This window comes from Komagataeibacter xylinus, assembly GCF_004302915.1.
Classification (GTDB): Bacteria; Pseudomonadota; Alphaproteobacteria; order Acetobacterales; family Acetobacteraceae; genus Komagataeibacter; species Komagataeibacter xylinus_C.
In genome coordinates, this window is sequence record NZ_QQBI01000010.1 from 60,171 (window position 1) to 85,114 (window position 24,944).

General features: G+C 65.9%; 20 protein-coding genes. 12 read left to right on the top strand and 8 right to left on the bottom strand.

The window, feature by feature from the left end:
- Positions 1-25 precede the first annotated feature (25 nt).
- Positions 26-1,501 carry a F0F1 ATP synthase subunit beta gene (gene atpD, locus DV027_RS08430; RefSeq protein WP_130731417.1) on the top strand — a complete coding sequence of 492 codons (1,476 nt, stop codon included), beginning with the start codon at positions 26-28 and terminating at the stop codon, positions 1,499-1,501.
- A 31-nt stretch (positions 1,502-1,532) separates the two neighbouring features.
- The gene (atpC, locus tag DV027_RS08435) at positions 1,533-1,958 is read left to right on the top strand and encodes an ATP synthase F1 subunit epsilon (protein ID WP_110567990.1); all 426 of its coding nucleotides are present in this window, start codon (positions 1,533-1,535) and stop codon (positions 1,956-1,958) included.
- A gap of 190 nt (positions 1,959-2,148) precedes the next feature.
- Here atpC and queF read toward each other — a convergent pair whose 3' ends face one another.
- Entirely contained in the window at positions 2,149-2,628 is a 480-nt protein-coding gene (queF, locus tag DV027_RS08440) for a preQ(1) synthase (RefSeq protein ID WP_130731418.1), read from the bottom strand.
- 140 nt (positions 2,629-2,768) lie between these two features.
- On the opposite strand from queF, the gene rnd reads away from it, so the two are divergent.
- Positions 2,769-3,956, top strand: coding sequence for a ribonuclease D (gene rnd, locus DV027_RS08445; RefSeq protein WP_130731419.1), 1,188 nt, complete (start codon positions 2,769-2,771; stop codon positions 3,954-3,956).
- A gap of 143 nt (positions 3,957-4,099) precedes the next feature.
- Positions 4,100-4,714 (top strand): GcrA family cell cycle regulator, encoded by a 615-nt coding sequence (locus DV027_RS08450; RefSeq protein ID WP_130731420.1) that lies wholly within the window; start codon positions 4,100-4,102, stop codon positions 4,712-4,714.
- A 109-nt stretch (positions 4,715-4,823) separates the two neighbouring features.
- Here DV027_RS08450 and DV027_RS08455 read toward each other — a convergent pair whose 3' ends face one another.
- A complete protein-coding gene (locus DV027_RS08455; protein ID WP_130731421.1) occupies positions 4,824-5,315 on the bottom strand; it encodes a bactofilin family protein in 492 nt (163 codons plus the stop codon).
- Positions 5,316-5,745: 430 nt separating this feature from the next.
- Here DV027_RS08455 and DV027_RS08460 point away from each other — a divergent pair, with 430 nt between their 5' ends.
- The 3 genes from DV027_RS08460 (at position 5,746) to DV027_RS08470 (ending at position 9,263) form a co-directional block, all read left to right on the top strand.
- The gene (locus DV027_RS08460) at positions 5,746-6,756 is read left to right on the top strand and encodes an adenosine kinase (RefSeq protein WP_130731422.1); all 1,011 of its coding nucleotides are present in this window, start codon (positions 5,746-5,748) and stop codon (positions 6,754-6,756) included.
- A gap of 188 nt (positions 6,757-6,944) precedes the next feature.
- Positions 6,945-8,768: a translational GTPase TypA gene (gene typA / locus DV027_RS08465; protein WP_130731423.1), complete on the top strand. Its 1,824-nt coding sequence runs from the start codon at positions 6,945-6,947 to the stop codon at positions 8,766-8,768.
- 225 nt (positions 8,769-8,993) lie between these two features.
- Entirely contained in the window at positions 8,994-9,263 is a 270-nt protein-coding gene (locus DV027_RS08470) for a hypothetical protein (protein WP_130731424.1), read from the top strand.
- Positions 9,264-9,413: 150 nt separating this feature from the next.
- On the opposite strand, the gene DV027_RS08475 is transcribed toward DV027_RS08470, so the two are convergent.
- Both DV027_RS08475 and DV027_RS08480 read right to left on the bottom strand, forming a co-directional pair.
- Positions 9,414-10,679, bottom strand: a complete 1,266-nt coding sequence (locus tag DV027_RS08475) for a D-amino acid dehydrogenase (RefSeq protein ID WP_130731425.1) — start codon at positions 10,677-10,679, stop codon at positions 9,414-9,416.
- Between the two features lie 109 nt (positions 10,680-10,788).
- The gene (locus DV027_RS08480) at positions 10,789-11,814 is read right to left on the bottom strand and encodes an NAD(P)/FAD-dependent oxidoreductase (protein WP_130731426.1); all 1,026 of its coding nucleotides are present in this window, start codon (positions 11,812-11,814) and stop codon (positions 10,789-10,791) included.
- Positions 11,815-12,085: 271 nt separating this feature from the next.
- On the opposite strand from DV027_RS08480, the gene tsaE reads away from it, so the two are divergent.
- The 5 genes from tsaE to trxA all read left to right on the top strand — a co-directional run bounded on the left by tsaE (position 12,086) and on the right by trxA (position 20,363).
- Entirely contained in the window at positions 12,086-12,559 is a 474-nt protein-coding gene (gene tsaE, locus DV027_RS08485) for a tRNA (adenosine(37)-N6)-threonylcarbamoyltransferase complex ATPase subunit type 1 TsaE (protein WP_130731427.1), read from the top strand.
- Complete coding sequence (locus DV027_RS08490) at positions 12,556-13,317, top strand: nucleotidyltransferase family protein (RefSeq protein ID WP_130731428.1); 762 nt, start codon at positions 12,556-12,558, stop codon at positions 13,315-13,317. Before tsaE ends, DV027_RS08490 begins: the two co-directional genes overlap by 4 nt.
- Positions 13,314-16,367, top strand: coding sequence for a double-strand break repair protein AddB (addB, locus tag DV027_RS08495; protein WP_130731429.1), 3,054 nt, complete (start codon positions 13,314-13,316; stop codon positions 16,365-16,367). The genes DV027_RS08490 and addB overlap by 4 nt, the downstream gene beginning before the upstream one ends.
- A complete protein-coding gene (gene addA, locus DV027_RS08500; RefSeq protein ID WP_130731430.1) occupies positions 16,364-19,954 on the top strand; it encodes a double-strand break repair helicase AddA in 3,591 nt (1,196 codons plus the stop codon). Before addB ends, addA begins: the two co-directional genes overlap by 4 nt.
- Positions 19,955-20,033: 79 nt before the next feature.
- On the top strand, positions 20,034-20,363 hold the full coding sequence (gene trxA / locus DV027_RS08505; RefSeq protein ID WP_078525079.1) for a thioredoxin: 330 nt from the start codon (positions 20,034-20,036) through the stop codon (positions 20,361-20,363).
- Positions 20,364-20,422: 59 nt separating this feature from the next.
- Here the strand turns inward: trxA and hpnK are convergent, their stop codons facing one another.
- The 4 genes from hpnK to DV027_RS08525 all read right to left on the bottom strand — a co-directional run bounded on the left by hpnK (position 20,423) and on the right by DV027_RS08525 (position 24,778).
- Positions 20,423-21,277 (bottom strand): hopanoid biosynthesis-associated protein HpnK, encoded by an 855-nt coding sequence (hpnK, locus tag DV027_RS08510; RefSeq protein WP_130731431.1) that lies wholly within the window; start codon positions 21,275-21,277, stop codon positions 20,423-20,425.
- A 69-nt stretch (positions 21,278-21,346) separates the two neighbouring features.
- Positions 21,347-22,771: a hopanoid biosynthesis associated radical SAM protein HpnJ gene (gene hpnJ / locus DV027_RS08515; RefSeq protein WP_061272758.1), complete on the bottom strand. Its 1,425-nt coding sequence runs from the start codon at positions 22,769-22,771 to the stop codon at positions 21,347-21,349.
- A 103-nt stretch (positions 22,772-22,874) separates the two neighbouring features.
- Positions 22,875-24,053, bottom strand: a complete 1,179-nt coding sequence (hpnI, locus tag DV027_RS08520; protein ID WP_130731432.1) for a bacteriohopanetetrol glucosamine biosynthesis glycosyltransferase HpnI — start codon at positions 24,051-24,053, stop codon at positions 22,875-22,877.
- A 62-nt stretch (positions 24,054-24,115) separates the two neighbouring features.
- Positions 24,116-24,778: an ABC transporter substrate-binding protein gene (locus DV027_RS08525; protein ID WP_130731433.1), complete on the bottom strand. Its 663-nt coding sequence runs from the start codon at positions 24,776-24,778 to the stop codon at positions 24,116-24,118.
- Positions 24,779-24,944 lie beyond the last annotated feature (166 nt).

Genomic DNA, 24,944 nt, shown 5'->3' on the forward strand with positions numbered 1-24,944 from the left:
TCGTCACGCTCACAGGAGCTGTCCCATGTCGGAAACCACAACTCAAGAGGCTCCTGTCTCCACGCAGGCGCCTAAAAGCAATGTCGTCGGTCGCGTGACCCAGGTCCGCGGCGCCGTTGTTGACGTCCAGTTCGAGGGTACGCTGCCGCATATCCTCGAAGCGCTGCACGTTCAGCTCAATGGCCAGACCCTGGTGCTCGAAGTGGCGCAGGAAATCGGCGAACATGAAGTCCGCTGCATTGCCATGGACACCACCGATGGCCTGACCCGCGGCGCGGAAGTGGCCGCCACCGGCAGCCAGATCACCGTGCCGGTCGGTCCGGGCACGCTTGGCCGCATCCTCAACGTCATCGGCGAGCCGATCGACGACCGTGGCCCGGTGAAGTGCGAAGGGCGTGCGCCCATCCATCGCGCCGCCCCTGCCTTTGACGAGCAGGCCGCCGCCACCGAGATCCTGCCCACGGGCATCAAGGTTGTCGATCTGCTCTGCCCCTACCTCAAGGGCGGCAAGGTCGGCCTGTTCGGTGGCGCGGGCGTGGGCAAGACCGTCATCATCCAGGAACTGATCAACAACATCGCCAAGGCGCATGGCGGCGTGTCGGTCTTTGCCGGTGTGGGTGAACGTACCCGTGAAGGTAACGACCTGTATTACGAAATGCAGGACGCGAACGTCATCAAGCTCGATGGCGACTCGACCGAAGGCTCCAAGGTGGCGCTGGTCTATGGCCAGATGAACGAGCCGCCGGGGGCCCGTGCCCGCGTAGCGCTGTCCGGTGTTACGGTTGCGGAATACTTCCGCGACGTTGAAGGCCAGGACGTGCTGTTCTTCGTGGACAACATCTTCCGCTTCACGCAGGCTGGTGCCGAAGTGTCCGCGCTGCTGGGCCGCATTCCCTCCGCCGTGGGTTACCAGCCCACGCTGGCAACGGAAATGGGTGCCCTGCAGGAGCGCATCACCTCCACCAAGAAGGGTTCGATCACCTCGGTGCAGGCCGTTTACGTGCCGGCCGATGACCTGACCGATCCGGCGCCTGCCGCGACCTTCGCCCATCTTGACGCGACCACGGTGCTGAACCGCTCCATCGCGGAAATGGGCATCTACCCGGCCGTTGATCCGCTGGACTCCACCTCGCGTTCGCTTGATCCCAAGATCGTGGGTGACGAGCACTATCAGGTGGCGCGTGACGTGCAGCGCATCCTGCAGACCTACAAGTCCCTGCAGGACATCATCGCCATTCTCGGCATGGATGAACTGTCGGAAGACGACAAGCTGGTCGTGGCCCGCGCCCGTCGCATCCAGCGCTTCCTGTCCCAGCCGTTCCACGTGGCCGAAGTGTTCACGGGTGCGCCCGGCAAGCTGGTCTCGCTGGAAGACACGGTGCGTTCGTTCAAGGCGATCGTGGCGGGTGAATACGATCACCTTCCCGAAGGGGCTTTCTACATGGTCGGCGCGATCGAGGAAGCGGTGGCCAAGGCCGAGAAAATGAAGGAATCGGCCTGAACCCCGGCCCCTGACGCAAGGAAAATAGACCATGTCCATTAAGGTCAAGATTGTCAGCCCGGAGAAAGTCCTGTTCGCGCATGACGCTGATATGGCTGTCATGCCGGGGGCGGAAGGCGACATCGCGGCCATGCCCGATCATGCCCCGCTCATGCTGACGCTGCGCGGTGGCGTGGTTGATATCTATGAAGGCGATGTGGTGACGCATCGCTTCTTCGTGGCGGGCGGCTTTGCCGATATCGCGCCAAGCCACTGCACCATCCTTGCCGACCGGGCCACCAAGCTCGAAGACCTGTCGGTCGACGATGCGGAAGCCCGCCTGGCGGGTCTGGAAAAATCCTATGAGGAAGCGGACAAGATGAACGTGCCCGCGCTTGATATCCTCATGGGCAAGATGCAGTCGGCCCGGGCCGAGATCGAGGCGGCGCAGTCTGCCATTCCGGGCATGTCGCTCTGATACTAGCCAGCCTGCATCCGCTTCCCGCATTGGGGGCGGATGTATAGCCGGACATGAAAAGCGCCCTTACGGGGCGCTTTTTTTATGGATAGAAGTTTTTGGTGAAGCTTTTTTAAAAAAGCTTCGAAAAGAATGTCGCCTTTTTGAAAAAAGGCGGCATCCAAAAACTTTATTTTTATAAAACAGATATTTAGCCGCGCCCGCGGTAGCCGGGCACGTCCTGTGCCGGGATCCACACGCCTTCCGGCGGCGTGCCGGTCTGCCAGAACACATCAATGGGCATGCCGCCGCGCGGGTACCAGTAGGCCCCGATGCGCAGCCACACCGGCTTGAGCAGATCGACGAGCGTTGTGGCGATCTGCATCGAGCACCGCTCGTGGAAGGCGCCGTGGTTGCGGAAACTGGTCAGGAACAGCTTGAGCGACTTGCTCTCCACGATCCACTCATCAGGAATGTAGTCGATCACGATATGGGCGAAATCGGGCTGCCCCGTGACCGGGCACAGCGAGGTGAATTCGGGTGCCGTGAAACGCACCACGTAGCGCCGCCCGCGGTCGGGGGCGGGCACGCGTTCAAGCCGCGCTTCCTCGGGGCTTGCGGGCTGGGCGCTGTTCTGGCCGAGCTGCGTCAGGAACTGGCTGCCATCATCTTGGGTGGGATTGGAGGTCATGGGCGGGTCCGTCCGCAATGAAAAAAAGGGATAGGGGGCTGATGCCGCAAGGCGTTGGGGGGCGTCAATGGAAATGCGGGGAGGGGACATGCGGTTTTCCCCGCTTCCGCAACCCGGTGCTGGCATGATAACTGCACGGAATGGCACGTGTATCCCGACCCGAATTTCCCGCTCCTGTGCTGGTTACCACCACGGCGGCGCTTGAGGCTGTAACCGCGCGACTGCGCCAGGAGCCGTTTGTAACAATTGACACGGAATTCGTGCGCGAGCGCACGTACTGGCCGGAGCTGTGCCTTGTGCAGCTGGCGGGCGAGAACGAGGTGGTGGTGATCGACACGATCGCCCCCGGCATTGACCTGTCCAGCCTTGGCGAACTGCTTGATGATGCATCTGTGGTGAAGGTCTTTCACGCAGCAAGGCAGGATCTCGAAATCTTCCTGCACCTGTTCGACCGCCTGCCCGCCGCCCTGTTCGACACGCAGGTGGCGGCCATGGTGGCAGGCTATGGCGACCAGGTGGGGTATGACAATCTCGTCTCGTCGCTGCTTGGCGTGCAGATCGACAAGTCGCATCGTTTTTCCGACTGGTCGGCGCGCCCGCTTTCGCCTGCCCAGATCGGCTACGCGGCGGCTGACGTGACCTATCTGCGGCTGGTTTACGGCAAGCTGCTGGCCCAGCTCGAGCGCGAGGGCCGGCTGGACTGGGTCGCTGCCGAGCTGGACATCCTGAACAATCCCGCCACTTTCCGCCCCGACCCGCTGACTTTGTGGGAGAAGATGCGCCCGCGCACCAATAACCGGCGCATGCTGGGCATCCTGCGGGCCGTCGCGGCCTGGCGCGAGGGCGAGGCCCAGCGCGTCAACGTGCCGCGCCAGCGCCTGCTCAAGGATGAAAGCCTGATGGAAATCGCGGCCACGGCGCCCGATACGGTCGATGCGCTGGCCCGCGTGCGCGGCGTGTCGCGCGGGTTTGCCGAGGGGCGCAGCGGGCAATCCCTGCTCGAGGCGGTGACCGAAGCGCAGGCCGTGCCGGAAGCCGACCTGCCACGCCTGCCCAAGGGGCGGGGCAAGGATGCGCCGCGCCCCTCGGCCGCGCTGATCGCCCTGCTCAAGGTGCTGCTCGCCACCTGCTGCGAGGCCCATCGCGTGGCCCCGAAACTTGTGGCGTCGTCAGAGGACCTTGACCGTTTCGCGCTTGATGACGCGGCGGATATCCCCGCTTTCCACGGCTGGCGCAATACGGTGTTTGGCAAGCTTGCGCGTGAACTCAAGGCAGGCAGGCTGACCATGGGGGTCGAGGATGGCAAGGTTAAACTGATCCACGACTGAGCCCGTAGGGGGGGTCATGCGGTTTTACATGGGTTGCAAACAGGTTATGGGCAGAACTGTCCACAAGATTCTGTCATTCTGCGGTTGAGATAGATGGCAGATGCGCCTAGTTTCGCTCCATTCCGCGTAAGGAGTGCAGAACGATGGCGATGGAATGGACAGAGGAGACGATCGCGCGGCTGCGTGATCTGTGGCAGCAGGGATTATCGACCGCCGAAATCGGCCGCCAGTTATCTGTTACCAAGAATGCCGTTGTAGGCAAGGCGCATCGCCTTGGCCTCAAGCCCCGCCCATCGCCCATCCGTCGTGCCGCCAAGGCCACGCCGCCTGCCGATGCCGCCACCCAGGCCGCTCCGGTTGCGCCGCCAGCCGCCGTGGCTCCCAAAAAGGAAGCGGCGCCCGCGCCCGTGGTGGCCGCAGCGCCCGCGCCTGAAAAGGCACCCGCGCCGGTAAAGGCGACTGTCGCGGCCCCCGAGCCGAAGGCCGCTGCCCCGGCTCCCGTAGCCGAACCGGCGCCCGAAGCACCCGCCGCCCGTCCGGCCCGCGCGCCGGCCCGTGCCGCACGTTCCGCGCTGCGCCCCGTAAGCGAGCCACGCCGCCGCAGCAGCCAGTCCTGCTGCTGGCCGCTTGGCGACCCGGGCACGCCGGGCTTTCACTTCTGTGGGGCAACGCCGCTGCCGGGCAAGCCGTACTGTGCCGAACACGCGCAGCTTGCCTATGTAAAGCTGCGCAGCGACCGGCGCGATAACGTGGCCTGATCCCTGACGGGAGAGGGCCGCTACGCAGGTCAGTGCAAAAAAAACGCCAGGGCATTGCTGCCACTGGCGTTTTTTGTATCCGCCCGGCGGGCCCGGGCGGAAGCGTGCCTCAGCCCGCGCTGGCCGGGCGCGGGGCCGCAGGCTGGGCTGCCGGGGCAGGGGCTGCCTGCGGGGCGGCGGGGGTCGTGATCATTTCCAGCTGGCCGGTGACCTGGCCGCCATCTTCCACCTTCAGGCGGCGGCACTTGGCCTTGCCGAGCAGGCGGCCGGTGGAGCGGATGGTCAGGCTGCCGCGCACGGTCAGCGTGCCATCGATGGTGCCCGCGAGTTCCGCGTCCTCAACCTCGACTTCGCCCTTGAACACGCCGCCCTGCGCGATCTGCAGCTCGGATGCATTGATCAGCGAGGATTCGACCGTGCCTTCCACCACCAGGCGCTCGGCATCCTGGATGGTGCCCTGCACGCTGATGCCACGCCCGACCACCAGGGTGCGGCGCTCATTTTCCTTTTTGACGGGTGCTGCAGCGCCCGGTGCACCGGGGCGTGCGCCACCCGGCGCGGACGAGGGGGAAGGCGTGGGCGGGAAGGGCGGACGGGCCATGGATGTATTTTCCTTGCTGGCAGAGGGAGAAGAAGGAGAGGTGCCACCGCCCATGACCGGGCGGCCCGGCTGCTGCGCGGGGGACGGAGTGGGGGCGGGTGGCTTGGTGTCTGCTGGCTTGCGTCGTTTAAACAATATTACCCCGCTTGGTTAGATGCTGCATCGGAGCGCACGAACGCCCCAGAACGAAAAAGAACGCTTCTCGGGCTGGTTGCAGGCCGCAGCCCCCTATACCCGGTTATACGCCCCCCAAACCTGTCGACAAGGGCGTTAAGGAGCCGGAAGAGGCATAAAAAACTTCATGCATTGCGCCATTTACCCGCCAATGATAGCGAAGGGCGACTTTGGCCTGAAAAAATGGGTTATTTCGTGGCGCACCTGCGCCTTGCCTGCATATTGGGCCTGATCAGCGATGGGAGTGACACAGGATATGGAAAATTCGGGACAGGCGGCAGAATGCCGGTTTGACCTGCTGGGCATCGGCAATGCGATCGTCGATGTGCTGGCACCGGTGGAAGCTGCCTTCCCGGAGCGCAACGGCATGACGCCGGGCGGCATGATGCTGATCGACGCCGCCCGCGCCGAGGCGCTGTACGGCCAGATCCGGCGCGAGAAGGAAATGGGCGGCGGCTCGGCGGCCAATACCTGCGTTGTCGCCTCCAACATGGGCGCGCGCGTGGCCTATCTGGGCAAGGTGGCCGATGACGTGCCGGGCCAAGCCTTCGCGACCGACATGCAGGCGGCGGGCGTGTATTTCCCCTCATCGCCGCTGCAGGGCGATGCGGGCACGGCCCACCCCACCGCGCGCTGCATCATCCTGGTCACGCCCGATGGCCAGCGCACCATGAACACCTATCTGGGTGCGTGCGTGAATTTCGGCCCCGAAGACGTGCTGGCCGACGTGGTCCAGTCCGCCAAGGTCACCTACATGGAAGGCTACCTGTTCGACCCGCCAGCGGCACAGGAAGCCTTTCGCACTGCTGCCCGCATTGCCCATGAGGCAGGCCGCAAGGTGGCGCTCTCGCTGTCCGACAAATTCTGCGTCGACCGCCACCGCGCGGCGTTCCTTGACCTCGTGCGCGGGCATATCGACATCCTGTTCGCCAATGAGGACGAGATCTGCGCGCTGTACCAGACCGCCGATTTCGACCATGCCGCCCGCCTTGTCGCAGCCGACACGCATTTTGCCGTGCTGACCCGGTCGGAGAAGGGCAGCGTCATCATCCAGGACCAGCAGCGCATCGTCATCGACAGCGTGCGCACGCAGGTGATCGATACCACCGGCGCGGGCGATGCCTATGCCGCGGGCTTCCTTGCCGGCTGGACATCGGACCGCACGCTTGCCGAATGCGGGCGGCTGGGCAGTGTCGCCGCCTCGGAAGTGATTTCGCATTACGGCGCGCGCCCGCTCATGAACATGCGCCAGGACATGGATTTCTGACCTGAAGGGCAGGAGGCCGGGCGTTTGACAGGGTTGTGCGCGAAGTTTCGCGTGCAATCCGCGCCAGTCCGCTTTATCTACGCAGCCAGCAGCCAATCATTCCGCCGCCGCACGCACGGGTGTCGCCCGCATGTGCCGCCGCGCACCCGTATGGCGTAACGCCAAGGAAAGTCAGGTCAAGAGCACTTATGGATATCCGCAATATCGCCATTATCGCGCACGTCGATCATGGCAAGACCACACTGGTCGACCAGCTTCTCAAACAGTCCGGTTCCTTCCGTGACAACCAGCACGTTGCCGAACGCGCCATGGACAGCAACGACCTCGAGCGCGAGCGTGGCATCACCATTCTTGCCAAGTGCACGTCGGTGGTGTGGAAAGATACCCGCATCAACATCATCGACACCCCGGGCCATGCCGATTTTGGCGGCGAGGTCGAGCGTATCCTCAGCATGGTCGATGGCGCTATCGTGCTCGTCGATTCCGCTGAAGGCGCTCTGCCCCAGACCAAGTTCGTGGTGGGCAAGGCGCTTGCGCGCGGTCTGAAGCCGATCGTGGTCGTGAACAAGATCGATCGTGGCGATGCCCGCCCCGATGAAGTGCATAACGAGATCTTCGACCTGTTCGCGGCCCTTGGCGCCAATGACGAGCAGCTCGACTTCCCCATGCTCTACGCCTCGGGCCGCCAGGGCTGGGCCGATACCGAGATCGATGGTCCGCGCAAGGACCTCTCGCCCATGTTCGACCTGATCCTGAGCCACGTGCCGGCGCCGAAGGTCAACAAGGACGCGCCGTTCGCGATGGTCGCCACCATCTTGGAGAACGACAACTTCCTTGGCCGCGTGCTGACCGGCCGCGTCGAGCAGGGTGTGGCGAAGATGAACATGCCCGTGCATGTGCTGCGCCCCGATGGTTCGGTGGTCGAGACCGGCCGCCTGACCAAGCTGCTCTCCTTCCGTGGCCTTGACCGCGTGCCGGTGGAAGAAGTGGAAGCAGGCGACATCGTGGCCGTGGCCGGCCTGTCGGAAGCGACGATTCCCGAGACGATCGCAGCCCTTGAAGTCAAGGAGCCGCTGCCCTCCACCCCGGTTGATCCGCCGACGCTGTCCATGACCTTCCGCCTCAACGATGGCCCGCTGGGCGGCCGCGAAGGCAAGAAGGTCACCTCGCGCCAGATCCGTGACCGCCTGTTCAAGGAAACGGAAGGCAACATCGCCATCCGCGTGTCCGAGAGCCCCGAGAGCGAGGCCTTCGAGGTCGCGGGCCGTGGCGAACTGCAGCTGGGCGTGCTGATCGAGCAGATGCGCCGCGAAGGCTTCGAGCTGACCATCGGCCGCCCCCGCGTGCTGTTCCGCACCAATGAGGAAACCGGCGAGCGCGAAGAGCCGTTCGAGGAAGTCCTGATCGACGTGGACGAGCCGTATTCCGGCGTCGTGGTCGAGAAGATGGCGCTGCGCAAGGGCATCATGCAGGACATGCAGCCTTCGGGCGGTGGCAAGGTGCGGCTGAGCTTCCTCATCCCCTCGCGCGGGCTGATCGGCTATCATGGCGAATTCCTGACCGACACGCGCGGCTCGGGCATCATGAACCGGCTGTTCCACGGCTATCAGCCCTATGTCGGGCCGATTGCAGGCCGTCGCAACGGCTCGCTCATCTCGTCGGAAGACGGGGCGACCACGCAGTATTCGCTGTTCTCGCTGCAGGACCGTGGCACGCTGTTCGTCGATGCGGGCGAGAAGGTTTACGTGGGCATGATCATCGGCGAGCATTCGCGCGAGAATGACCTTGAAGTGAACCCGGTGCGTGAAAAGAAGCTGACCAACATCCGTGCCGCCGGCAAGGACGAGGCCCTGCTGCTGATCCCGCCGCGCAAGATGAACCTCGAGCAGGCGATCGCCTATATCGAGGATGACGAACTTGTCGAGGTGACGCCGTCCGCCGTGCGCATCCGCAAGCGCTACCTCGACCCGCACGAGCGCAAGAAGCGCGAGCGTTCGGGCTCGGTTGACTGATTTCTGCCCTCGCGCGAGGGTGGCTGCAATCTTTAGTTACGTTTCAGTTCTTGAGATTGCGGTCACCTTGCGGCAGAAGTGAGAACATATCCATAAATTTAAGAATTTTAATTCAGGACGGTTTTCCTGCTTCATGTTAGAGCAGGGAAGCCAGACCGGCTGGCACGATTCGTCAGCCCATTGGCGTATTGGGACATACAGTCCTGAGTCCTGGAGTATTTTTATATGATCGTTTCCACCCGTCGTTTCCTGGCTGCCCTGTCCGCTGTTGCCGTCATGGGCGTTGCAGCACCTGTCATGGCGCAGACCGCCGAGCCGACCACCCCGGCCGTTTCCGCGCCGCAGCACGTGCCTGACGCAGCCGACGGCGCGGCTCCGGCTGAAGCTGGTGCGAAGAAGAAGCATCACGGTGGCCGCCATCACAATGGCACGCACCATCATGGTGCCAAGAAGGACGCGGCGGCTCCGGCTGCTGCTGCCCCGGCCGCCCAGTAATTCCCGCACGCCCGTAACCGGTTCCCCCGTGGGGCCGGTTACGGCTGCACGAAAAAAGCCCGGCTCATGCCGGGCTTTTTTTTGCGCAAAATCCGGGGGCGCCGCCTTGTTGCACAAAGGCGGCGCCCTGCCTGGAAGGGCAGCCCGGCTTCAGGCCGTGGCGTAGCGGTCGATCGACAGGTCGAGACAGGGGATCTCGGTGCGCTTGTTGCTCATGCGGTCGGCCAGCACGCGGCCCGAGCCGCAGGCCATGGTCCAGCCCAGCGTGCCGTGGCCGGTATTGAGCCACAGATTGGCAAAGCGCCCCGCAGGCCCAATGACCGGCGTGCCATCAGGCGTGCTCGGGCGCAGCCCGGTCCAGTAAGCGCCCTGCGACAGGTCGCCACCCGCGCCAAACAGTTCGCTGAACGAAAGCTCGAGCAGTTCGCGCCGGTCGCGGCTCAGGCGCAGGTTGTAGCCCGTCAGTTCCGCCGTGCCGCCAATGCGGATCCGCTCACCCAGCCGCGTGATCGAGACCTTGTGGGTCGCGTCATTGACGGTGGAAACCGGTGCGCGGGCGGGATCGGTGACCGGCAACGTCAGCGAATAGCCCTTGGTGGGGTAAACCGGCAGCCTGATGCCCAGCGGGCGCAGCAGCAGCGGGGAATAGCTGCCCATCGACACCACATAGGCATCCGCCGTCATGCGGCCCATGGAGGTGCGTACGCCAAGAATGTCGGTGGCCGAGGCATCAAGGGCCTCGATATTGGTCTCGTAATGGAAGGTGACGCCAAGCTCCTCTTCCGCCTTCTGGGCCAGGCGTGCGGTGAACATGTGGCAGTCGCCCGATTCATCGCCGGGCAGGCGCAGTCCGCCCTGGAACAGGTGGCGGTTTTCCATCAGCCCCGGCTCGTGGCGGGCGATGTCATCGGGGCTGAGGAACTCGTGGGCAATGCCCGCAAGATCGAGCAGCTTCATGTCGCGGGCGGCGGCATCGACCTGCTTTTGCGTGCGGAAAAGCTGGATCAGGCCACGCTGCTCGTCATCATAGGTGATGCCGGTATCGCGGCGCAGGGCATCAAGGCAGTCGCGGCTGTAGGTCGCGATGCGCAGCATGCGGGACTTGTTGACATCGTAGTCATGCGCGTTGCAGTTGGCCAGAAGCTGCTCGAGCCAGCGCATCATGGCGAAGTCGAGACGCGGGCGCACGACGATGGGCGCGTGCGGCCCGGCCATCCAGCGCAGCACCTTGAGCGGCAGCGCGGGCTCGGCCCAGGGGGAGGAGAACCCCGGCGAGATCTGGCCCGCATTGGCAAACGAGGTTTCCATCGCGGCGGCGGGCTGGCGGTCAATGACCGTGACCTCGTGGCCTTCCTTGGCGAGATACCATGCCGCCGTCACGCCAACCACGCCCGCGCCCAGAACGATAACTTTCACGGTCTGTCCCTTATTCTTCCGTCATCAACACATCGGGGATGCGCCAGACGGAAGCAATGGTCAACCGTTTGAGTTATGACAGGACCGGGTGGCTGAAATCCGCCACCTGTCAGCCTGCGGGCACGCCCTTGCTGGTTGAATATTCAAAATGCAGCGCCGTATCCGGGTGCACGATGGGGTGGATGGCATGGGCGGCCATGGCCCCTTCGGTAAAGCCCTGCAGGATCAGCTTGAGCTTGCCGGGATAGGTCGCGACATCGCCGACCGCGAAAATGCCGGGCAGGCTGCTCTCGCAGGTGGAAGGGATGACGGGAATGGTGCCGCGCACTGTGTCGAGCCCCCACTGGGCAATCGGCCCGAGGTCGGTCGCCAGCCCGAAAAAGGGCAGCAGGTGGTCGCACGCCACATGCCTGATCGTGCCATCGAGTGTCGCCAGGTCCACGCCCGCAAGCGCGCCGTCCGTGCCGTGCAGGCCATGCAGCTGGTAGCCGATGATCTTTTCTACCTCGCCACGGCTGACCGCCTCGTCAAGCTGGCGCAGGCTTTCGGGGGCGGCGCGAAAGCGGTCGCGGCGGTGCACCAGCTTCACGCTGCGTGCCACATCGCGCAATGACAGCGCCCAGTCCACCGCTGAGTCGCCACCGCCTGCAATCAGTACGTCCCTGCCTGCAAAATCGGCGCGGCGGCGCACGAAATACTGCACGCTGCCCGTGGCCTCAAATGCTTCCAGCCTCTCAAGCGGGGGGCGGTTGGGGCCGAATGCGCCCGCACCGGCAGCGATGATGACGGCGCGGGCTTCAATCACGTCGCCCCTGGTGGTGCCCAGGCGGAAACTGCCGCGCGTGCCCTCAAGGCTGTCGACCCGGCGGCCAAGCAGGCGCGGCACGTCAAAGGGCGCGATCTGGCGGTCAAGCGCCTCGATCAGCGCGCCACCCTCGATCGCGGGGTGGGCGGGAATGTCATAGATCGGTTTTTCGGGGTAGAGCGCTGCGCACTGGCCGCCAATTTCATCAAGCGCGTCAATCAACACGCAGCCAAGTTTGAGCATGCCGCATTCAAAGGCGGCAAACAGCCCGGCAGGGCCCGCGCCGATAATGGCGACATCGGTGGTGTGGGTGGGGGAGGGCGTGGTCATGTCCGGCTCAGCTGTCCTGCAGTCCGTGGTCTGGGTAAAGGCATATGTCAGGTGCGGTTTTGCTTGGTTGTGCCCCACGGCGCAAGCCTCGGGCGCGTCCTGGCGTGTCATGATGGCGTGCCAAGAGGCGCTAAGCCATTGAAAAGACATTTCTCATCACACAATCATGACATGGGGCACAAAAACGGTTTTCCGGGTGGCCCGCCTGCCATCCCCCTTGTGCGCCAAGGCGGGGCGGGGGCACACTGGTGGCATGGATGCAAACCTTTCCGTGCGTGAAATTTCCCTGCCCGCCCCCCAGGCCACGCAGGCGCTGGGCCGGGCGCTGGCCGCCATTCTGCGCCCCGGCGATGTCGTGCTGCTCGAAGGCGATCTGGGCGCAGGCAAGACCACGCTGGCCCGCGCCCTGCTGCGCACCCTGTGCGGGGATGGGGAAATGGAGGTGCCCAGCCCCTCCTACACCCTGGTGCAGGTCTATGAAGCGCCGGTAGCCCCGGTCTCGCATTTTGACCTGTGGCGGCTTGATGGGCCTGATGCCCTGTATGAGCTGGGGTGGGATGAGGCGTGCGAGGGCATCGTGCTGGTTGAATGGCCGGACCGGCTGGGCGGTCTGGCGCCGCCTGATGCGTTGCGGGTGAGCCTCGTGCCGGATGCGGCCGGCGGGCGCGTGGCCCGGCTGGCAGGTGATGCAGCCCGACTGGCGCGGTTGCCGTTGACCAACCCTGATACAGGAGATGCCCCATGAGCGTGAACATGCCCCGTACCGCCATGGTTTTTGCCGCAGGGCTGGGCCGCCGCATGCGTCCCTTGAGCGAATCGGTGCCCAAGCCGCTGCTGCGCGTGGCGGGGCAGCCGATTCTGGACCACGTGCTCGACCGGCTCGAGGCGGCAGGCGTGACGCAGGTGGTGGTCAATGCCCACTGGCAGCCCGATGCCATCCATGCAGCCCTTGCCGCGCGCGCCGCCAGCCATCGCGGCCCCCGCACCGTGGAGCAGGTCGAGGACACATTGCTTGAAACCGGCGGCAGTGCCGCGACTGCCTTGCGTGCGGGCCGGATCGGGCCGGACCCGTTCTTCCTGCTCAATGGCGATGCCATGTGGCTCAACGGCCCGGTGCCTGCCCTGCGGCGGCTGGCGGCGGCGTTCGACCCCGCCTCCATGGATGCCATGCTGCTGCTTGGCGGCATGACGCGTGCGGTAGGCGAGGTGGGCCATGGCGATTTTGCCGTTGATGCCCATGGCAGGCCGCGCCGCCCGCGCGCGGGCGAGATCACGCCCTATGTCTTTACCGGCGTGCAGATCGTCTCGCCCCGGCTGTTTGATGCAGCACCCGAAGGCGGCTTCAGTATGAACCGCCTGTGGGACCGGGCGATGGAGGCAGGCCGCCTGGGCGTGATCGTGCATGACTCGCTGTGGTTCCACCTCTCGCGCCCGGCCGATATCACGGCCGCCGAGCACGTGCTGCATTCCACCCTCAACCCGGATTCGGATACCGGGCTATGAGCCAGCCTGCAGCGCCCTGCGTGCGCGGCCGCGCCGCCGTCATTGCGCCGCATGTGCCGTTTGTGGACCAGATCGCCGCGCGCTGGCTGGCGCAGGCGGGGGATGACGCGCAGGCCTGCGGCAACGGACTGATCCTGCTGCCCAGCCGCCGTGCCGCCCGCGCCCTGACCGAGGCCTTCGTGCGCCAGGTCGATGGCCGCCCCATCCTGCTGCCGCGCATCGCCCCCATTGCCGGGCTTGATGAGGCGGCCCTTGCGCTGTCGGGCCGCAACGCGCTCGACCTGCCACCGGCGGTCGATCCCGTGCGCCGCCTTGCCACGCTTACGCTGCTGGTCATGCAGGCGGGCCGCGCCTTTGGCGATGTGCAGGGCGTGGACCAGGCCTGGCCGCTCGCCCGCGCGCTGGCCGACCTGATGGATGAGGCGGAATGGGCCGAATGCGACCTGCATGAACGCCTGCCCCATGCCGCCGAGGGCGATTTTGCCCAGCACTGGCACCTGACCGTGCAGTTCCTGTCCATCATCACCCAGGTCTGGCCCGCATGGCTGGCCGAGCAGGGGGTGATGAACCCCGTCGCCCGCCAGACCGCCCTGCTGCACGCGCAGGCGCAGCACTGGCTTGAGGCGCCGCCCCCTGCGGGCTACCCCATCTGGGCGGCGGGTTTTTCCGATGCGGTGCCATCCACCATCGCCATGCTGCGTGCCGTGCTTTCGCTGCCCGATGGGCTGCTGGTGCTGCCGGGCGTGGACATGGACTGCGCTGATACCGTCTGGCGCAACCTGCCACCTGACCACCCGCAGGCGGGCACCGCGCACATGCTGGCCGAACTCGGCCTTGAGCGGGGCTGCATGGAACAGTGGGGCGACCTGCCACGCGGCTGCGTTGCCAGCAGCCCCGTTGCGCGCGCCAGCCTGCTGGCCCGCGCCCTGCTGCCCGCCCATGCGCTGGCCGGCTGGCGCGAACCCGGGGCCCCGGTCATGGCCGATGGCCTGTCAGTGCTGCGCAGCACCGACCAGCAGGAGGAAGCCGCCGCCATTGCCATGGTGCTGCGCCAGGTGCTCGAGCAGCCCGGCAGGCGGGCCGCCCTCGTCACCCCCGACCGCGCGCTGGCCGGGCGGGTCGCGACCGAACTGGTGCGCTGGGGCGTCATTGCCGATGACAGCGCGGGCGAAAGCCTGCTCACCATACCGCAGACCGCTTTCCTGCGGCTGATCATACAGGCGGTGGATGGCGGGCTTTCGCCCGTGGCGCTGCTTTCGGTCATCAAGCATCCGCTCGCGGCATGTGGTCTTGCGCCGGGCAACTGCCGCGCCAGCGCTCGCCAGCTCGAGCGGCTGGTGCTGCGCGGACCCGCCCCGCCACCGGGCATTGCCGGGCTGCGCGGCGCGCTGGCCCGCGCTGCGGAGGATCCGCACGGCGCACTGGCCGATGCGCCCGACGCGCCGGAGGAAATCACCGCCTTCATCAACCGGATCGAAACAGCCCTTGGCCCGCTGCTCGCCCTGCCACGCGCGGGCCTTGTGCCGGTCTCCACCCTGCTTGCCGCCCTGATCGAAACCGCGCAGGCCCTTGCCGCGACCGACACCACCGATGGGGCCGAGCGCCTGTGGGCGGGCGAGGAAGGCAACGCGCTGGGCCAGCACATGAGTGCCATGCTGGCATGGTGCGACGTGCTGCCCGAGGCCCGGCTGGGCGCGCTTGACGGGCTGCTGGCCTCCTCGCTTGCGGGCATGACGGTGCAGGGGCGGCGTGCGGTGCGCGGGCGCGAGGGCACGGCGGTGCATCCGCGCGTGTTCATCTGGGGCCTGCTCGAGGCGCGATTGCAGACTGCCGATACCATCGTGCTCGGCGGCCTTGTGGAAACCGTCTGGCCCCCCGCCACCGATCCGGGGCCGTGGATGAGCCGCCCCATGCGCACCCGCGTGGGCCTGCCCTCGCCGGAATGGGCCATAGGCCAGGCCGCGCATGACTTTGTTGCGTGCGCCTGCGCCGCGCCAAGGGTGGTGCTGTCCATGGCGGCACGGCGGCAGGGTGCCCCCACCGTGCCCGCGCGGTGGCTGGTCAGGCTCAATGCCTATCTGGCCGGGCACGGCCACGTCCTGCCGCAGCACCCCGCCCTGCGCTGGCTTGACAGCCTCGACCGGCCGCCCGGCGGGCTGGTACAGCCCGCAAGCCCGCCGCGCCCCCGGCCGCCTGTGCCCCTGCGCCCGCGCAGCCTGTCGGTGACTGAGATCGAGACATGGATGCGCGACCCCTACGCCATCTATGCCCGCCGTATCCTGCGCCTCAACCGCCTGCCCGACCTTGAGGAACTGGCCGATGCGGCGGATTACGGCCAGATCGTGCATGCGGCCCTTGACCGCTGGTTCCGCGCCCACCCCACCGGCTGGCCTGCTGATGGCGAAGCACAGATGCAGGCCGTCTTTGCCGATGTGCTGCGCGAGGCCGAACTGCGCCCCGCCCTTGCCGCCTGGTGGGCGCCAAGGCTGGAGCGCATCGCCACCTGGTGCGCTGCGACCGAACAGGCGCGCTGCACGACGGGCGGCCCGCGCACGGTGCTGACCGAGCTGGGCGGGCGGATGCAGCTTGAAGACCTGCCCGGCGGCCCCTTCACCCTGCGCGGCCGGGCCGACCGGATCGACCGCCACGATGATGGCACGCTAAGCCTGTTCGATTACAAGACCGGCACCCTGCCCACGCGCCGCAGCGTGCTGGAGGGCTGGCAGTCGCAACTGGTGCTTGAGGCCGCGATGATTGAAAGCGGCGGCTTTCCCCCCCCCGTGGCGGGCACGGTGGCCGAACTGGTGTACTGGCGGCTGACCGGCGGCCATGTGCCCGCCCTGGTGCTCGACGTGGCGCGCGGGGCGGAACTGACCGAATTGATCGCATCGTGCCGCGCGGGGCTGCGCGATCTGGTGGCCGGGTATGACAATCCCGACCAGCCCTACCTGTCGCACCCCTATCCCGGTGAGGAACCCCGCTTTGCCGATTACGCCCATCTGGCCCGCGTTGCCGAATGGAGTGCTGCGCGTGAGGAGAATGGCGGATGAACGTCGCCCCCCCCAAGGCTGGCACCACGATGGACGCCATCGGCCTTGCCAATGCCAGCCAGGCCCAGGCGTCCGACCCGCAGGCCTCGGTGTTTGTCTCGGCCTCGGCGGGCAGTGGCAAGACCAAGCTGCTGATCGACCGGCTGCTGCGCCTCATGCTGCCGCGCGATGTGCCTGACCGTGATGGCGTGCCCACCCGGGTTGCGGGCAGCGACCCCGGCCGCATCCTGTGCCTGACCTTCACAAAGGCGGCGGCGGCGGAAATGTCGATCCGCCTGCAGGACCGGCTGGGCCGGTGGGTCATGCTACCCGATGATGCGCTTGATGGCGAACTTGCCCGCCTGTCCGTGCCGGTGGATGAGCGCACGCGGCAGGTGGCGCGTGAACTCTTTGCCCGCGTGCTCGACCTGCCCGGTGGCATGCGCATCGGCACCATCCACGCCTTCTGCCAGTCGCTGCTGCGCCGCTTCCCCATCGAGGCCGCGATCAGCCCGCATTTCACCCTGATCGAGGAGACCGATGCCCGCCTGGCCCAGCGTGCCGCGGTTGAGGATGTGGTGGGCGCGGGTGGCCCCGCCGTGGGGCTGCTGGCGGGCCAGATCGGCGTGGGTGACTTTACGTCCCTGATCGCCCGCCTGCAGGCGGATGCCCGCCGCCTGCTGCCGGTGGCGCGGCAGTGGGTGCGCGACCGGGCCAGTGTCGAGGCCGCGCTGATGCGCCTGCTGGGCATAAGCGGGCGCAGCGTGGATGAGGTGCTGCGACACGCCTGCGCCACCATCCCCGATGAGGACGCCCTGCGCGATGGCCTGCGTTTTGCAGCGCAGGAAGGATCGCCCACGGTCAGGACGCAGGCCGCCACCATGCTGGACTGGCTGGGGCAGGATGCGGCCACCCGTGCTGCAACATGGCCCGTATGGCGCAAGGCGCTGCTTACAAACGAGGGGGCCCCCCGCCAGCGTGGCGGGCTGAACGCGAAGCTTGCCACCCTGTGCCCGATTCTGGTCGAGCAGTTGCTGGCGGAGGCTGCGCGCATCATCGCCACCGAGCAGCAGATGCGCGCGATCACGGTTTTTGAACTCACCTGCGCGCTGCTCTCGGTAGCCCAGCCGGTGCTGGAGCGTTACGCCACGCGCAAGAGCGCGCAGGGCATGGTCGATTATGACGACCTGATCGACCGCACGCTCGAACTGCTGCGCGATCCCGGTGCGGCATGGGTGCTGTACAAGCTTGATGGCGGCATCGACCACCTGCTGCTTGATGAAGTGCAGGATACATCATTCGACCAGTGGGCCATTGCCGGTGGCCTGACGGCGGAGTTCTTCGCGGGCGAGGGCACGCATGATGACGAGGGCACGCCGCGCACCATCTTCGCGGTGGGGGACTACAAGCAGTCGATCTATTCGTTCCAGGGGGCCGACCCCGAGGCCTTCCGCGCATGGCGGCAGCGCTTTCGCCAGAATGCCGCGGCAGCCGAGGCCCTGTGGCGCGAACCGGCCCTGACCGTCTCCTTCCGCTCCACCGCCCCGGTGCTCAAACTGGTGGATAGCGTGTTCGCCAATCCCGCCGCCGCCCGTGGCGTGGCCGAGCCCGATGGCACCATCCCCCCCCATGTCACGGCCCGCCCCGGCCAAGGCGGCCGCGTCGAGATCTGGCCCCCCGTGCCGGTGGAAGAGGATGGCGAGGCGGTCAGCCCCTGGCAGGCCCCTACCCGCAATGCGGGCCAGTCCACCGCCCAGCAACGCCTGGCCGATACGCTGGCCGCCTGGATTGCAGCCGAGCTGCGCAGGCCGCCCTCACCGGGCGAGGCGCCTCTTGCGCCGGGGGATGTGCTGATTCTCGTGCCGCGCCGCTCGGCCTTTGCCCGCGCCCTGATCCGCGCGCTGAAAACGAACGACGTGCCGGTGGCCACCCTCGTGCGCACCGTGCTGACCGACCAGCTTGCGGTGCAGGACCTCATGGCGCTGTGCGCGTGCCTGCTGCTGCCGCAGGATGACCTGACGCTGGCCTGCGTGCTGACTTCCCCCATTGGCGGGCTGGATGATGAATCGCTCATGCATCTGGCAACGGGGCGTGATGGCAAGCCGCTGTGGGCCGTGCTGCGTGCCCGCCATGCCGAGCGGCCGGACTGGGCGGCGGCGTGGCATATCCTCAACACGCTGTTCCGGCAGGTGGATTACGCAACGCCCTACCAGCTTCTGGCCGAGGCCCTTGGCCCGCTGGGCGGGCGCACGCGGCTGCTGGCCCGCCTTGGCCCCGAGGCGGTGGAACCGGTGGATGAACTGCTCTCCGCGGCGCTGCGCTTTGAGGAGGCGCATGCCATCTCGCTGCAGGGTTTCCTGCACTGGCTCAATGCCTCGGACGAGACCGTGCGCCACGAGCCCGATGCCTCGGCCAACATGGTGCGTGTCATGACCGCGCACGGGGCCAAGGGGTTGCAGGCGCGGCTGGTGGTTCTGCCCGACACCATCGCCAGCCCCCGCTCTGACACCAACATCCTGTGGAAAAAAGACACGCGGACCGACCTCGATATCCCCATCTGGGTGCCCCGCCGCGAACTGGCCACAGACCTGACCGCGGCGTTGCAGGAAAAGATCAGGCAGGAGGCGGCGGAGGAATATAACCGCCTGCTTTACGTGGCGCTGACCCGTGCGAGCGACCGGCTGGTGGTATGCGGCTGGAAGCCGAGCCGGGGCGTGCCCGATGGCTGCTGGTACGATTTGTGCCACCGTGGCTTCGAGCAGGCGGGCGCCGAGGCCCGCCCCTTCGATCTGGGCTGGGAGGGCGAAAGCCTTGTGCTGGAGGAACAGCGCAGCGTGCCCGCCCCCATGCCCAGGGCTCAGGCCCCGGCACTGGATGCACAGCCGGTTGCCCTTCCGGACTGGATGGGCCACGCGCCGCTGTGGCGACCCGTGCTGCCCGTGGCGGAGGGCCCGCTGGCCCGCCCGCTCGCACCCAGTCGGCCCGATGACGTGGCCCTTGGCCCGCAGCCTGCCGTGCGCTCGCCGCTGGTTGCGGCCAGCACGGTGCGTGACCGCGCCGATGCCACGGCCCGGCGCGCCCGCGCCCTGCAGCGCGGGCAACTGGTGCATGCCCTGTTGCAGTACCTGCCCGACTGCGCGCCCGATGCGCGGGCGGAACTGGCCCATGCCTGGCTGTCGCGCCCGGCGGCGGGGCTTGCGGCGGACCTGCGTGATGAACTGGTGGCGGAGGTGCTCGCGGTCATGGCGCAGCCAGCACTCGCGGCGCTGTTTGCCCCCGGCAGCCGCGTGGAGCAGCCGCTGGCCGGAATTGTGGGCGAGCAGGTGATCGTGGGGCAGGTGGACCGCATGGCGGTCAATGCCGATACGGTCACGGTGTGCGACTTCAAGACCAACCGCCACCCGCCCGCCGATATTGACCAGACCCCCGTGCTCTACCTGCGCCAGATGGCGGCCTACCGCGCCCTGCTGCGCGGGGTCTATCCCGGCAGGCAGGTCGTGTGCGTGCTGGTCTGGACCGAAGGCGTGCGCGTTGACATCCTGCCAGCAGCGCTGCTCGACCATTATGCACCGGACAGGGTTGCCTTAAAGGGATCAGTACGGGCTTGACCGCGTGCCGGGCGATTGCCATGTCAGCAGGACGCAAGGACACAGGCAGCCGTGGCTGCCGTAAATGGAGCATTGAGTGATGGGTGAAAACACGATTGCGGTCAGCGACGACCAGTTCAAGACCCTGGTTCTCGACTCGAAGGAGCCGGTTCTGGTTGATTTCTGGGCCGAATGGTGCGGCCCGTGCAAGATGATTGCGCCCGCACTAGAAGAACTCGGCGGTGAGTTCAAGGGCCGCATGACGGTGGCCAAGGTCGATATCGACAACAATCTCCGCACCCCCAATGAATATGGCGTGCGCAGCATCCCCACCCTGGTCCTGTTCAAGGATGGCAAGCCTGTAGCCCAGCAGACCGGCGCCATGCCCAAGAGCCAGCTCAAGGCATGGGTTGAATCCAAGCTGGGCTGAGTATCGGTCAGGATGTTTCTAGGTGCCGCCTTTTTTCAAAAAGGCGGCATTTTTTTCTCTTAACGCCCGCAGGCCACATCGGTCCATGTGGTGGGTGTGGCCCCCGAATGGGCCAGCCCCGAGCGAAAGCCCGGCGCGCAGAGCGTGCGGAACTCGGCTTCATGCTCATAAGTCGGCATGAGGCGCTGCAACAGTTTGTTCTTGGCCGTGGCCGGGTGAAAATAGATTTCCGACAGGCCATCAGGCAGGTGGGCCGCCAGCGCCGAGACGCGCTCGGTGGTCATGTGGCCGCTCCAGGCCAGGCCAAAGCACCAGTCATTCGTCACCATCCCGGCCTTGTGCGCCTGATGGCGCAAAAGCCCGGTCCACCGCCGCAGGGCGGCATCGCCCAGCGTGTCGGCAAAGGTGCCGGCCGCACGCAGCGGCTCGGGCGGCTCAAGCGGCACGCGCACCGCGCGCAGGCCATGGCGCAGGCCACTGTCAATCAGGTAGCGCCCCACGGTGGGGTGCAGGTGCATGTGCTTGTGCGCATTGGCGTGGTCCAGCGCCAGCCCTGTGGCGGCAAAGGCGCGGAACTGCGCCTCGATCTCGGCGGCCAGTTCACGGCGCACGGCGGGGCGGAAGAAATATTCCACCCCCAGCTTGAGCTGGTCGGAGGGGAACTGGCCATCCTGGGGCACAAGCAGCGGAATATCGGCAGGCGGTAGGGTGGCGGGGCCTTCAATGGCCACGAGATGCAGCCCCACGCGCAGGTCAGGCAGTTTCCTGGCGCGGCGCACGGCGTCGGCTGCGGCGGGGCCGGAGACCATCAGGCTCGCCGTTGACAGCAACCCATCCCGGTGGGCGATCTCGATGGCCTCGTTGACTTCTTCCGACAGGCCGAAATCATCGGCGGATATGATGACGCGCTTCATGCAGCAAAACCGGGTGGCTTGAAAAAAGAAATGCCGGAACCCGAAGGTTCCGGCATGGGCGTTGCGGGATCAGGCCGCGCGGCGTTCGCGCAGGAACTGGAAGAACTCCACCCCTTCGCGCAGGCGGCGCTTCATCATCTGCGGGCTGCGCACCATCTCGTTCAGGATCGAGGCGATCTTGGGCGCGCGGAAGTAGAACTTCCGGTAGAATTCTTCCACGCTCTGGAAGATTTCGGTGTGCGACAGGTGCGGGTAGTGCAGCGGCGCGATCTGCACGCCGTTATCATCGATCAGCTCGGCGTTCTTTTCATCCAGCCAGCCATTCTCGGTCGCCTGCTGGTGCAGGAACGTGCCGGGATAGGGCGCTGCCAGCGAGACCTGCAGCGTGTGCGGGTTGATCTCGGTTGCAAAGCGGATGGTTTCCTGAATGGTCTCCTTCGTCTCGCCCGGCAGGCCGAGGATGAAGGTGCCATGGATCTTGATGCCGAGTTCGTGGCAGTTCTTGGTGAACTCGCGGGCCGTCTCGACGCGCATGCCCTTCTTGATGTTGTGCAGGATCTGCTGGTTGCCGCTCTCGTAACCGACCAGCAGCAGGCGCAGGCCGTTGGCCTTGAGCACTTCCAGCGTCTTGCGGGGCACATTGGCCTTGGCGTTGCACGACCAGGTCACGCCCAGCTTGCCCAGTTCCTTGGCAATGGCTTCGGCGCGCGGCAGGTCATCGGTGAAGGTGTCGTCGTCGAAGAAGAATTCCTTCACCTGCGGGAAATACTGCTTCGCCAGGCGGATCTCGGCGGCCACGTGCTCGGGGCTGCGGGTGCGGTAGTGATGGCCACCCACGGTCTGCGGCCACAGGCAGAAGGTGCAGCGCGACTTGCAGCCACGGCCGGTATAGATCGAGATGTAGGGGTGCATCAGGTAACCGATGAAGTAATCTTCAATCTTCAGGTCACGCTTGTACACCTCGGTCACGAACGGCAGGCTGTCCATGTCCTCGATCATGGCGCGGTCGCGGTTGTGCACGATCTTGCCATCGGCGTCGCGCCAGGAAATGCCATCGACATCCTTCCACTCGCGGCCTTCCGCCATTTCCTTGATGGTGAAGTCAAACTCGTTGCGGGCCACGAAGTCCACCGGCGGGGCGTTGAGCAGGCTCTCTTCGGGCTGCACCGCCACCTTGGCGCCAACCATGCCGATCTTGACCTTGGGGTTGGCATCCTTGAGCATCTGGGCCACGCGCACGTCCGATGCGAAGGAAGGCGTGGAAGTGTGCATGATGACGAGGTCGCGGTTGCGCACGTCTTCGAGGATCGGCTCCATGCCCATGCGGGCAGGCGGCGCATCGATCAGGCGGCTGCCCTCGACCATGGCGGCGGGCTGGGCCAGCCAGGTCGGGTACCAGAACGACTTGATTTCCCGCTTGGCCTGATAGCGGGAACCGGCCCCACCGTCGAATCCGTCAAACGAAGGCGGCTGGAGAAACAGGGTTTTCATCATGCTACGCGTATCCTCGGGTTCTGGCGGGGAACGGGGTTCCCTTAATACCCGTTCTTATTGACTACAGGGTGGGTTTTTTCAAACGGTCCGGCGGGCTGGGGGGTCAGTCACCGGGGGAGGCGGGTTGCGATCGTGGTGTCATGACCGAATGGGGCGTGACATGCATCGTCTGCCCGCGCCAGGCAACCCTTGTGCCCGTAACGCTGCCCACCATGATCGCGGCTGAGATCCAGTCGCGCAGGGGGAGCAGCAGTAACGGCAGCAGGCTGCGCTGCGCCAGTGTCCGGTCAAGGATGAAGGAACATACGCCCCGCCATCCCCACGCACCAAGAAAGAAAAGCCATGTCCATGCCGCGTGCGGTGCCAGCAGCACCGCAACAGTGGCCCAGAACAGGGGCAGCTGGATGGCCGAGGCCGCATAGCCCGCCGGTTCCAGGGTCTTGACGGTGCGGCCCCAGCGCAGTTCATGCGCCAGTACCTCACGCATCGAGGTTTCGCCCACGGTGGTCCATGTCATGCATGCGGCAATGGCGATGTCCTTGCCGTGCTCGCGCACGTAACGGCCAAGGATCGCATCATCGGCCACATGGGGCACAAGGGCTTCGAGCCCGCCAATGGCATCGAGCATGGAGCGCCGCAGCGCCATGGTGGCGCCGAGGCAGTCCTGCCGCCCGAGGTAGCGCGACAGCATGACGCCGGGCAGGAAATTGTGGTTGATCTGGCAGGCGGCCAGCAGGCGCGGCACGGTGTTCGAGGCGGGCAGCCCCGCATAGAGCGTGGTCACGAGCCCCACATTGTCGGGCACCATGGCGCCCACCACATGGCGCAGGTAGTCGGGTGCGACATGAATGTCCGAATCGGAAATGACCAGCACATCATGCTTCACGCGCGTCATGATGTTGATCAGGTTGCCGATCTTGCGGTTCACGCCATGGAAGGTGGGGTCGATCACCAGCTCCATCGGCACATCCGGATGGCGTTCCATCAGGCGGCGCACGATGGGTATGGCGGCATCATCCTCGGCCTGTACGCCAAAGACGATCTGCATATGCGGATAGTCCTGCGTGCAGAAGCTCTCGAGGGCTTCTTCAAGCAGGGGTTCATCGCCATGCAGCGGCTTGAGCACGGAGACCGGGGGCAGGGGCACTGCCCGGTCAACGCGTTTTTCCTGCCAGCGGAAACGCGAGACCAGAAAAGTGCCTACCGCTGCCTGCATGCACCCGGCGGCCGCGACAGTCGCGGCCAGTCCGGCGGGTGAAACAAGAGCGTTGAAAACAGACATTATTTTTCCGGCAAGGTCCCGCGCGTGAAACAAAATGAAAAAGACGTCAGGGAAGGGTCAGATTATTCTTCCGAGAAGGTCTTGATTTTCTTCTGTAACAGATTTGTCAGTTTTTGCACATTCCCGCCAGACAGGGCGGAGCTGAAATCCGCACGCTGTGCCGCCACCTGGCTGATATGGGCATTGAGCAGTACGTCAACGATCTGCCAGCCCTTTGCATCCGAGCGCATCACGTAATTGATTTCGGTCCCGCTCGGGTCATCGGACGAGCCGATATGCGTTATAACAATACGGTCGTTCCCCACCGGGGAGGGCGTGACGGCAGGAGCAATGGTGAAGCGCGCATCGCTGCCCGGCTTGAAGCTCGAGACATAGCGGGCAATGGTGAACTGGCGGAAGGTGGTCAGGAGCTGCTGCTTCTGGTCATCGGGCAGGGTGGCGTAGCGCGGGCCGATGGAGGAGGCGAGCACGGCCTCCATGTCATAGGCGCGGTCGATTGCCGGTGCGAGCATCTGCGAGCGCTGCTCGAATGTGCCGCTGCCTTTGGCCTGCACGCGGTCGAGGGCGGCATACAGGGCCTTGATCGGCTCCTGCACCTGCGCGTCGGACGCGGCGGCCGCATGGGCTGCATTGATGGGGAAGACGGCAGGGACGACCGGTGCCGCCATCAGGCCGGCGCATAGCGCCAGCGCGGTGGTTTTCAGGGCATGTTTCATAATGTTCATGATTTCGGTCCGTTTGCCGTCTTTAGCAAGGGCTGCGTCATGCTGATTCCGACACCCAGCGCATCAAGAGCGGTATTGGTAATGGCCACCGCATCCAGCCCGGCCTCATGGTACTGGGCCTCCTGGCTGTTATGGTCGATGAAGCGGTCGGGCAGGGTCATGGGGC

Bases quoted from the DNA above. Each gene is read 5' to 3' on its own strand.
- atpD (WP_130731417.1), top strand. From the start codon at position 26: ATGTCGGAAACCACAACTCAAGAGGCTCCTGTCTCCACGCAGGCGCCT.
- atpC (WP_110567990.1), top strand. From the start codon at position 1,533: ATGTCCATTAAGGTCAAGATTGTCAGCCCGGAGAAAGTCCTGTTCGCG.
- queF (WP_130731418.1), bottom strand. From the start codon at position 2,628: ATGACCTCCAATCCCACCCAAGATGATGGCAGCCAGTTCCTGACGCAG.
- rnd (WP_130731419.1), top strand. From the start codon at position 2,769: ATGGCACGTGTATCCCGACCCGAATTTCCCGCTCCTGTGCTGGTTACC.
- DV027_RS08450 (WP_130731420.1), top strand. From the start codon at position 4,100: ATGGCGATGGAATGGACAGAGGAGACGATCGCGCGGCTGCGTGATCTG.
- DV027_RS08455 (WP_130731421.1), bottom strand. From the start codon at position 5,315: ATGGCCCGTCCGCCCTTCCCGCCCACGCCTTCCCCCTCGTCCGCGCCG.
- DV027_RS08460 (WP_130731422.1), top strand. From the start codon at position 5,746: ATGGAAAATTCGGGACAGGCGGCAGAATGCCGGTTTGACCTGCTGGGC.
- typA (WP_130731423.1), top strand. From the start codon at position 6,945: ATGGATATCCGCAATATCGCCATTATCGCGCACGTCGATCATGGCAAG.
- DV027_RS08470 (WP_130731424.1), top strand. From the start codon at position 8,994: ATGATCGTTTCCACCCGTCGTTTCCTGGCTGCCCTGTCCGCTGTTGCC.
- DV027_RS08480 (WP_130731426.1), bottom strand. From the start codon at position 11,814: ATGACCACGCCCTCCCCCACCCACACCACCGATGTCGCCATTATCGGC.
- DV027_RS08490 (WP_130731428.1), top strand. From the start codon at position 12,556: ATGAGCGTGAACATGCCCCGTACCGCCATGGTTTTTGCCGCAGGGCTG.
- addB (WP_130731429.1), top strand. From the start codon at position 13,314: ATGAGCCAGCCTGCAGCGCCCTGCGTGCGCGGCCGCGCCGCCGTCATT.
- addA (WP_130731430.1), top strand. From the start codon at position 16,364: ATGAACGTCGCCCCCCCCAAGGCTGGCACCACGATGGACGCCATCGGC.
- trxA (WP_078525079.1), top strand. From the start codon at position 20,034: ATGGGTGAAAACACGATTGCGGTCAGCGACGACCAGTTCAAGACCCTG.
- hpnK (WP_130731431.1), bottom strand. From the start codon at position 21,277: ATGAAGCGCGTCATCATATCCGCCGATGATTTCGGCCTGTCGGAAGAA.
- hpnJ (WP_061272758.1), bottom strand. From the start codon at position 22,771: ATGATGAAAACCCTGTTTCTCCAGCCGCCTTCGTTTGACGGATTCGAC.
- hpnI (WP_130731432.1), bottom strand. From the start codon at position 24,053: ATGTCTGTTTTCAACGCTCTTGTTTCACCCGCCGGACTGGCCGCGACT.
- DV027_RS08525 (WP_130731433.1), bottom strand. From the start codon at position 24,778: ATGAACATTATGAAACATGCCCTGAAAACCACCGCGCTGGCGCTATGC.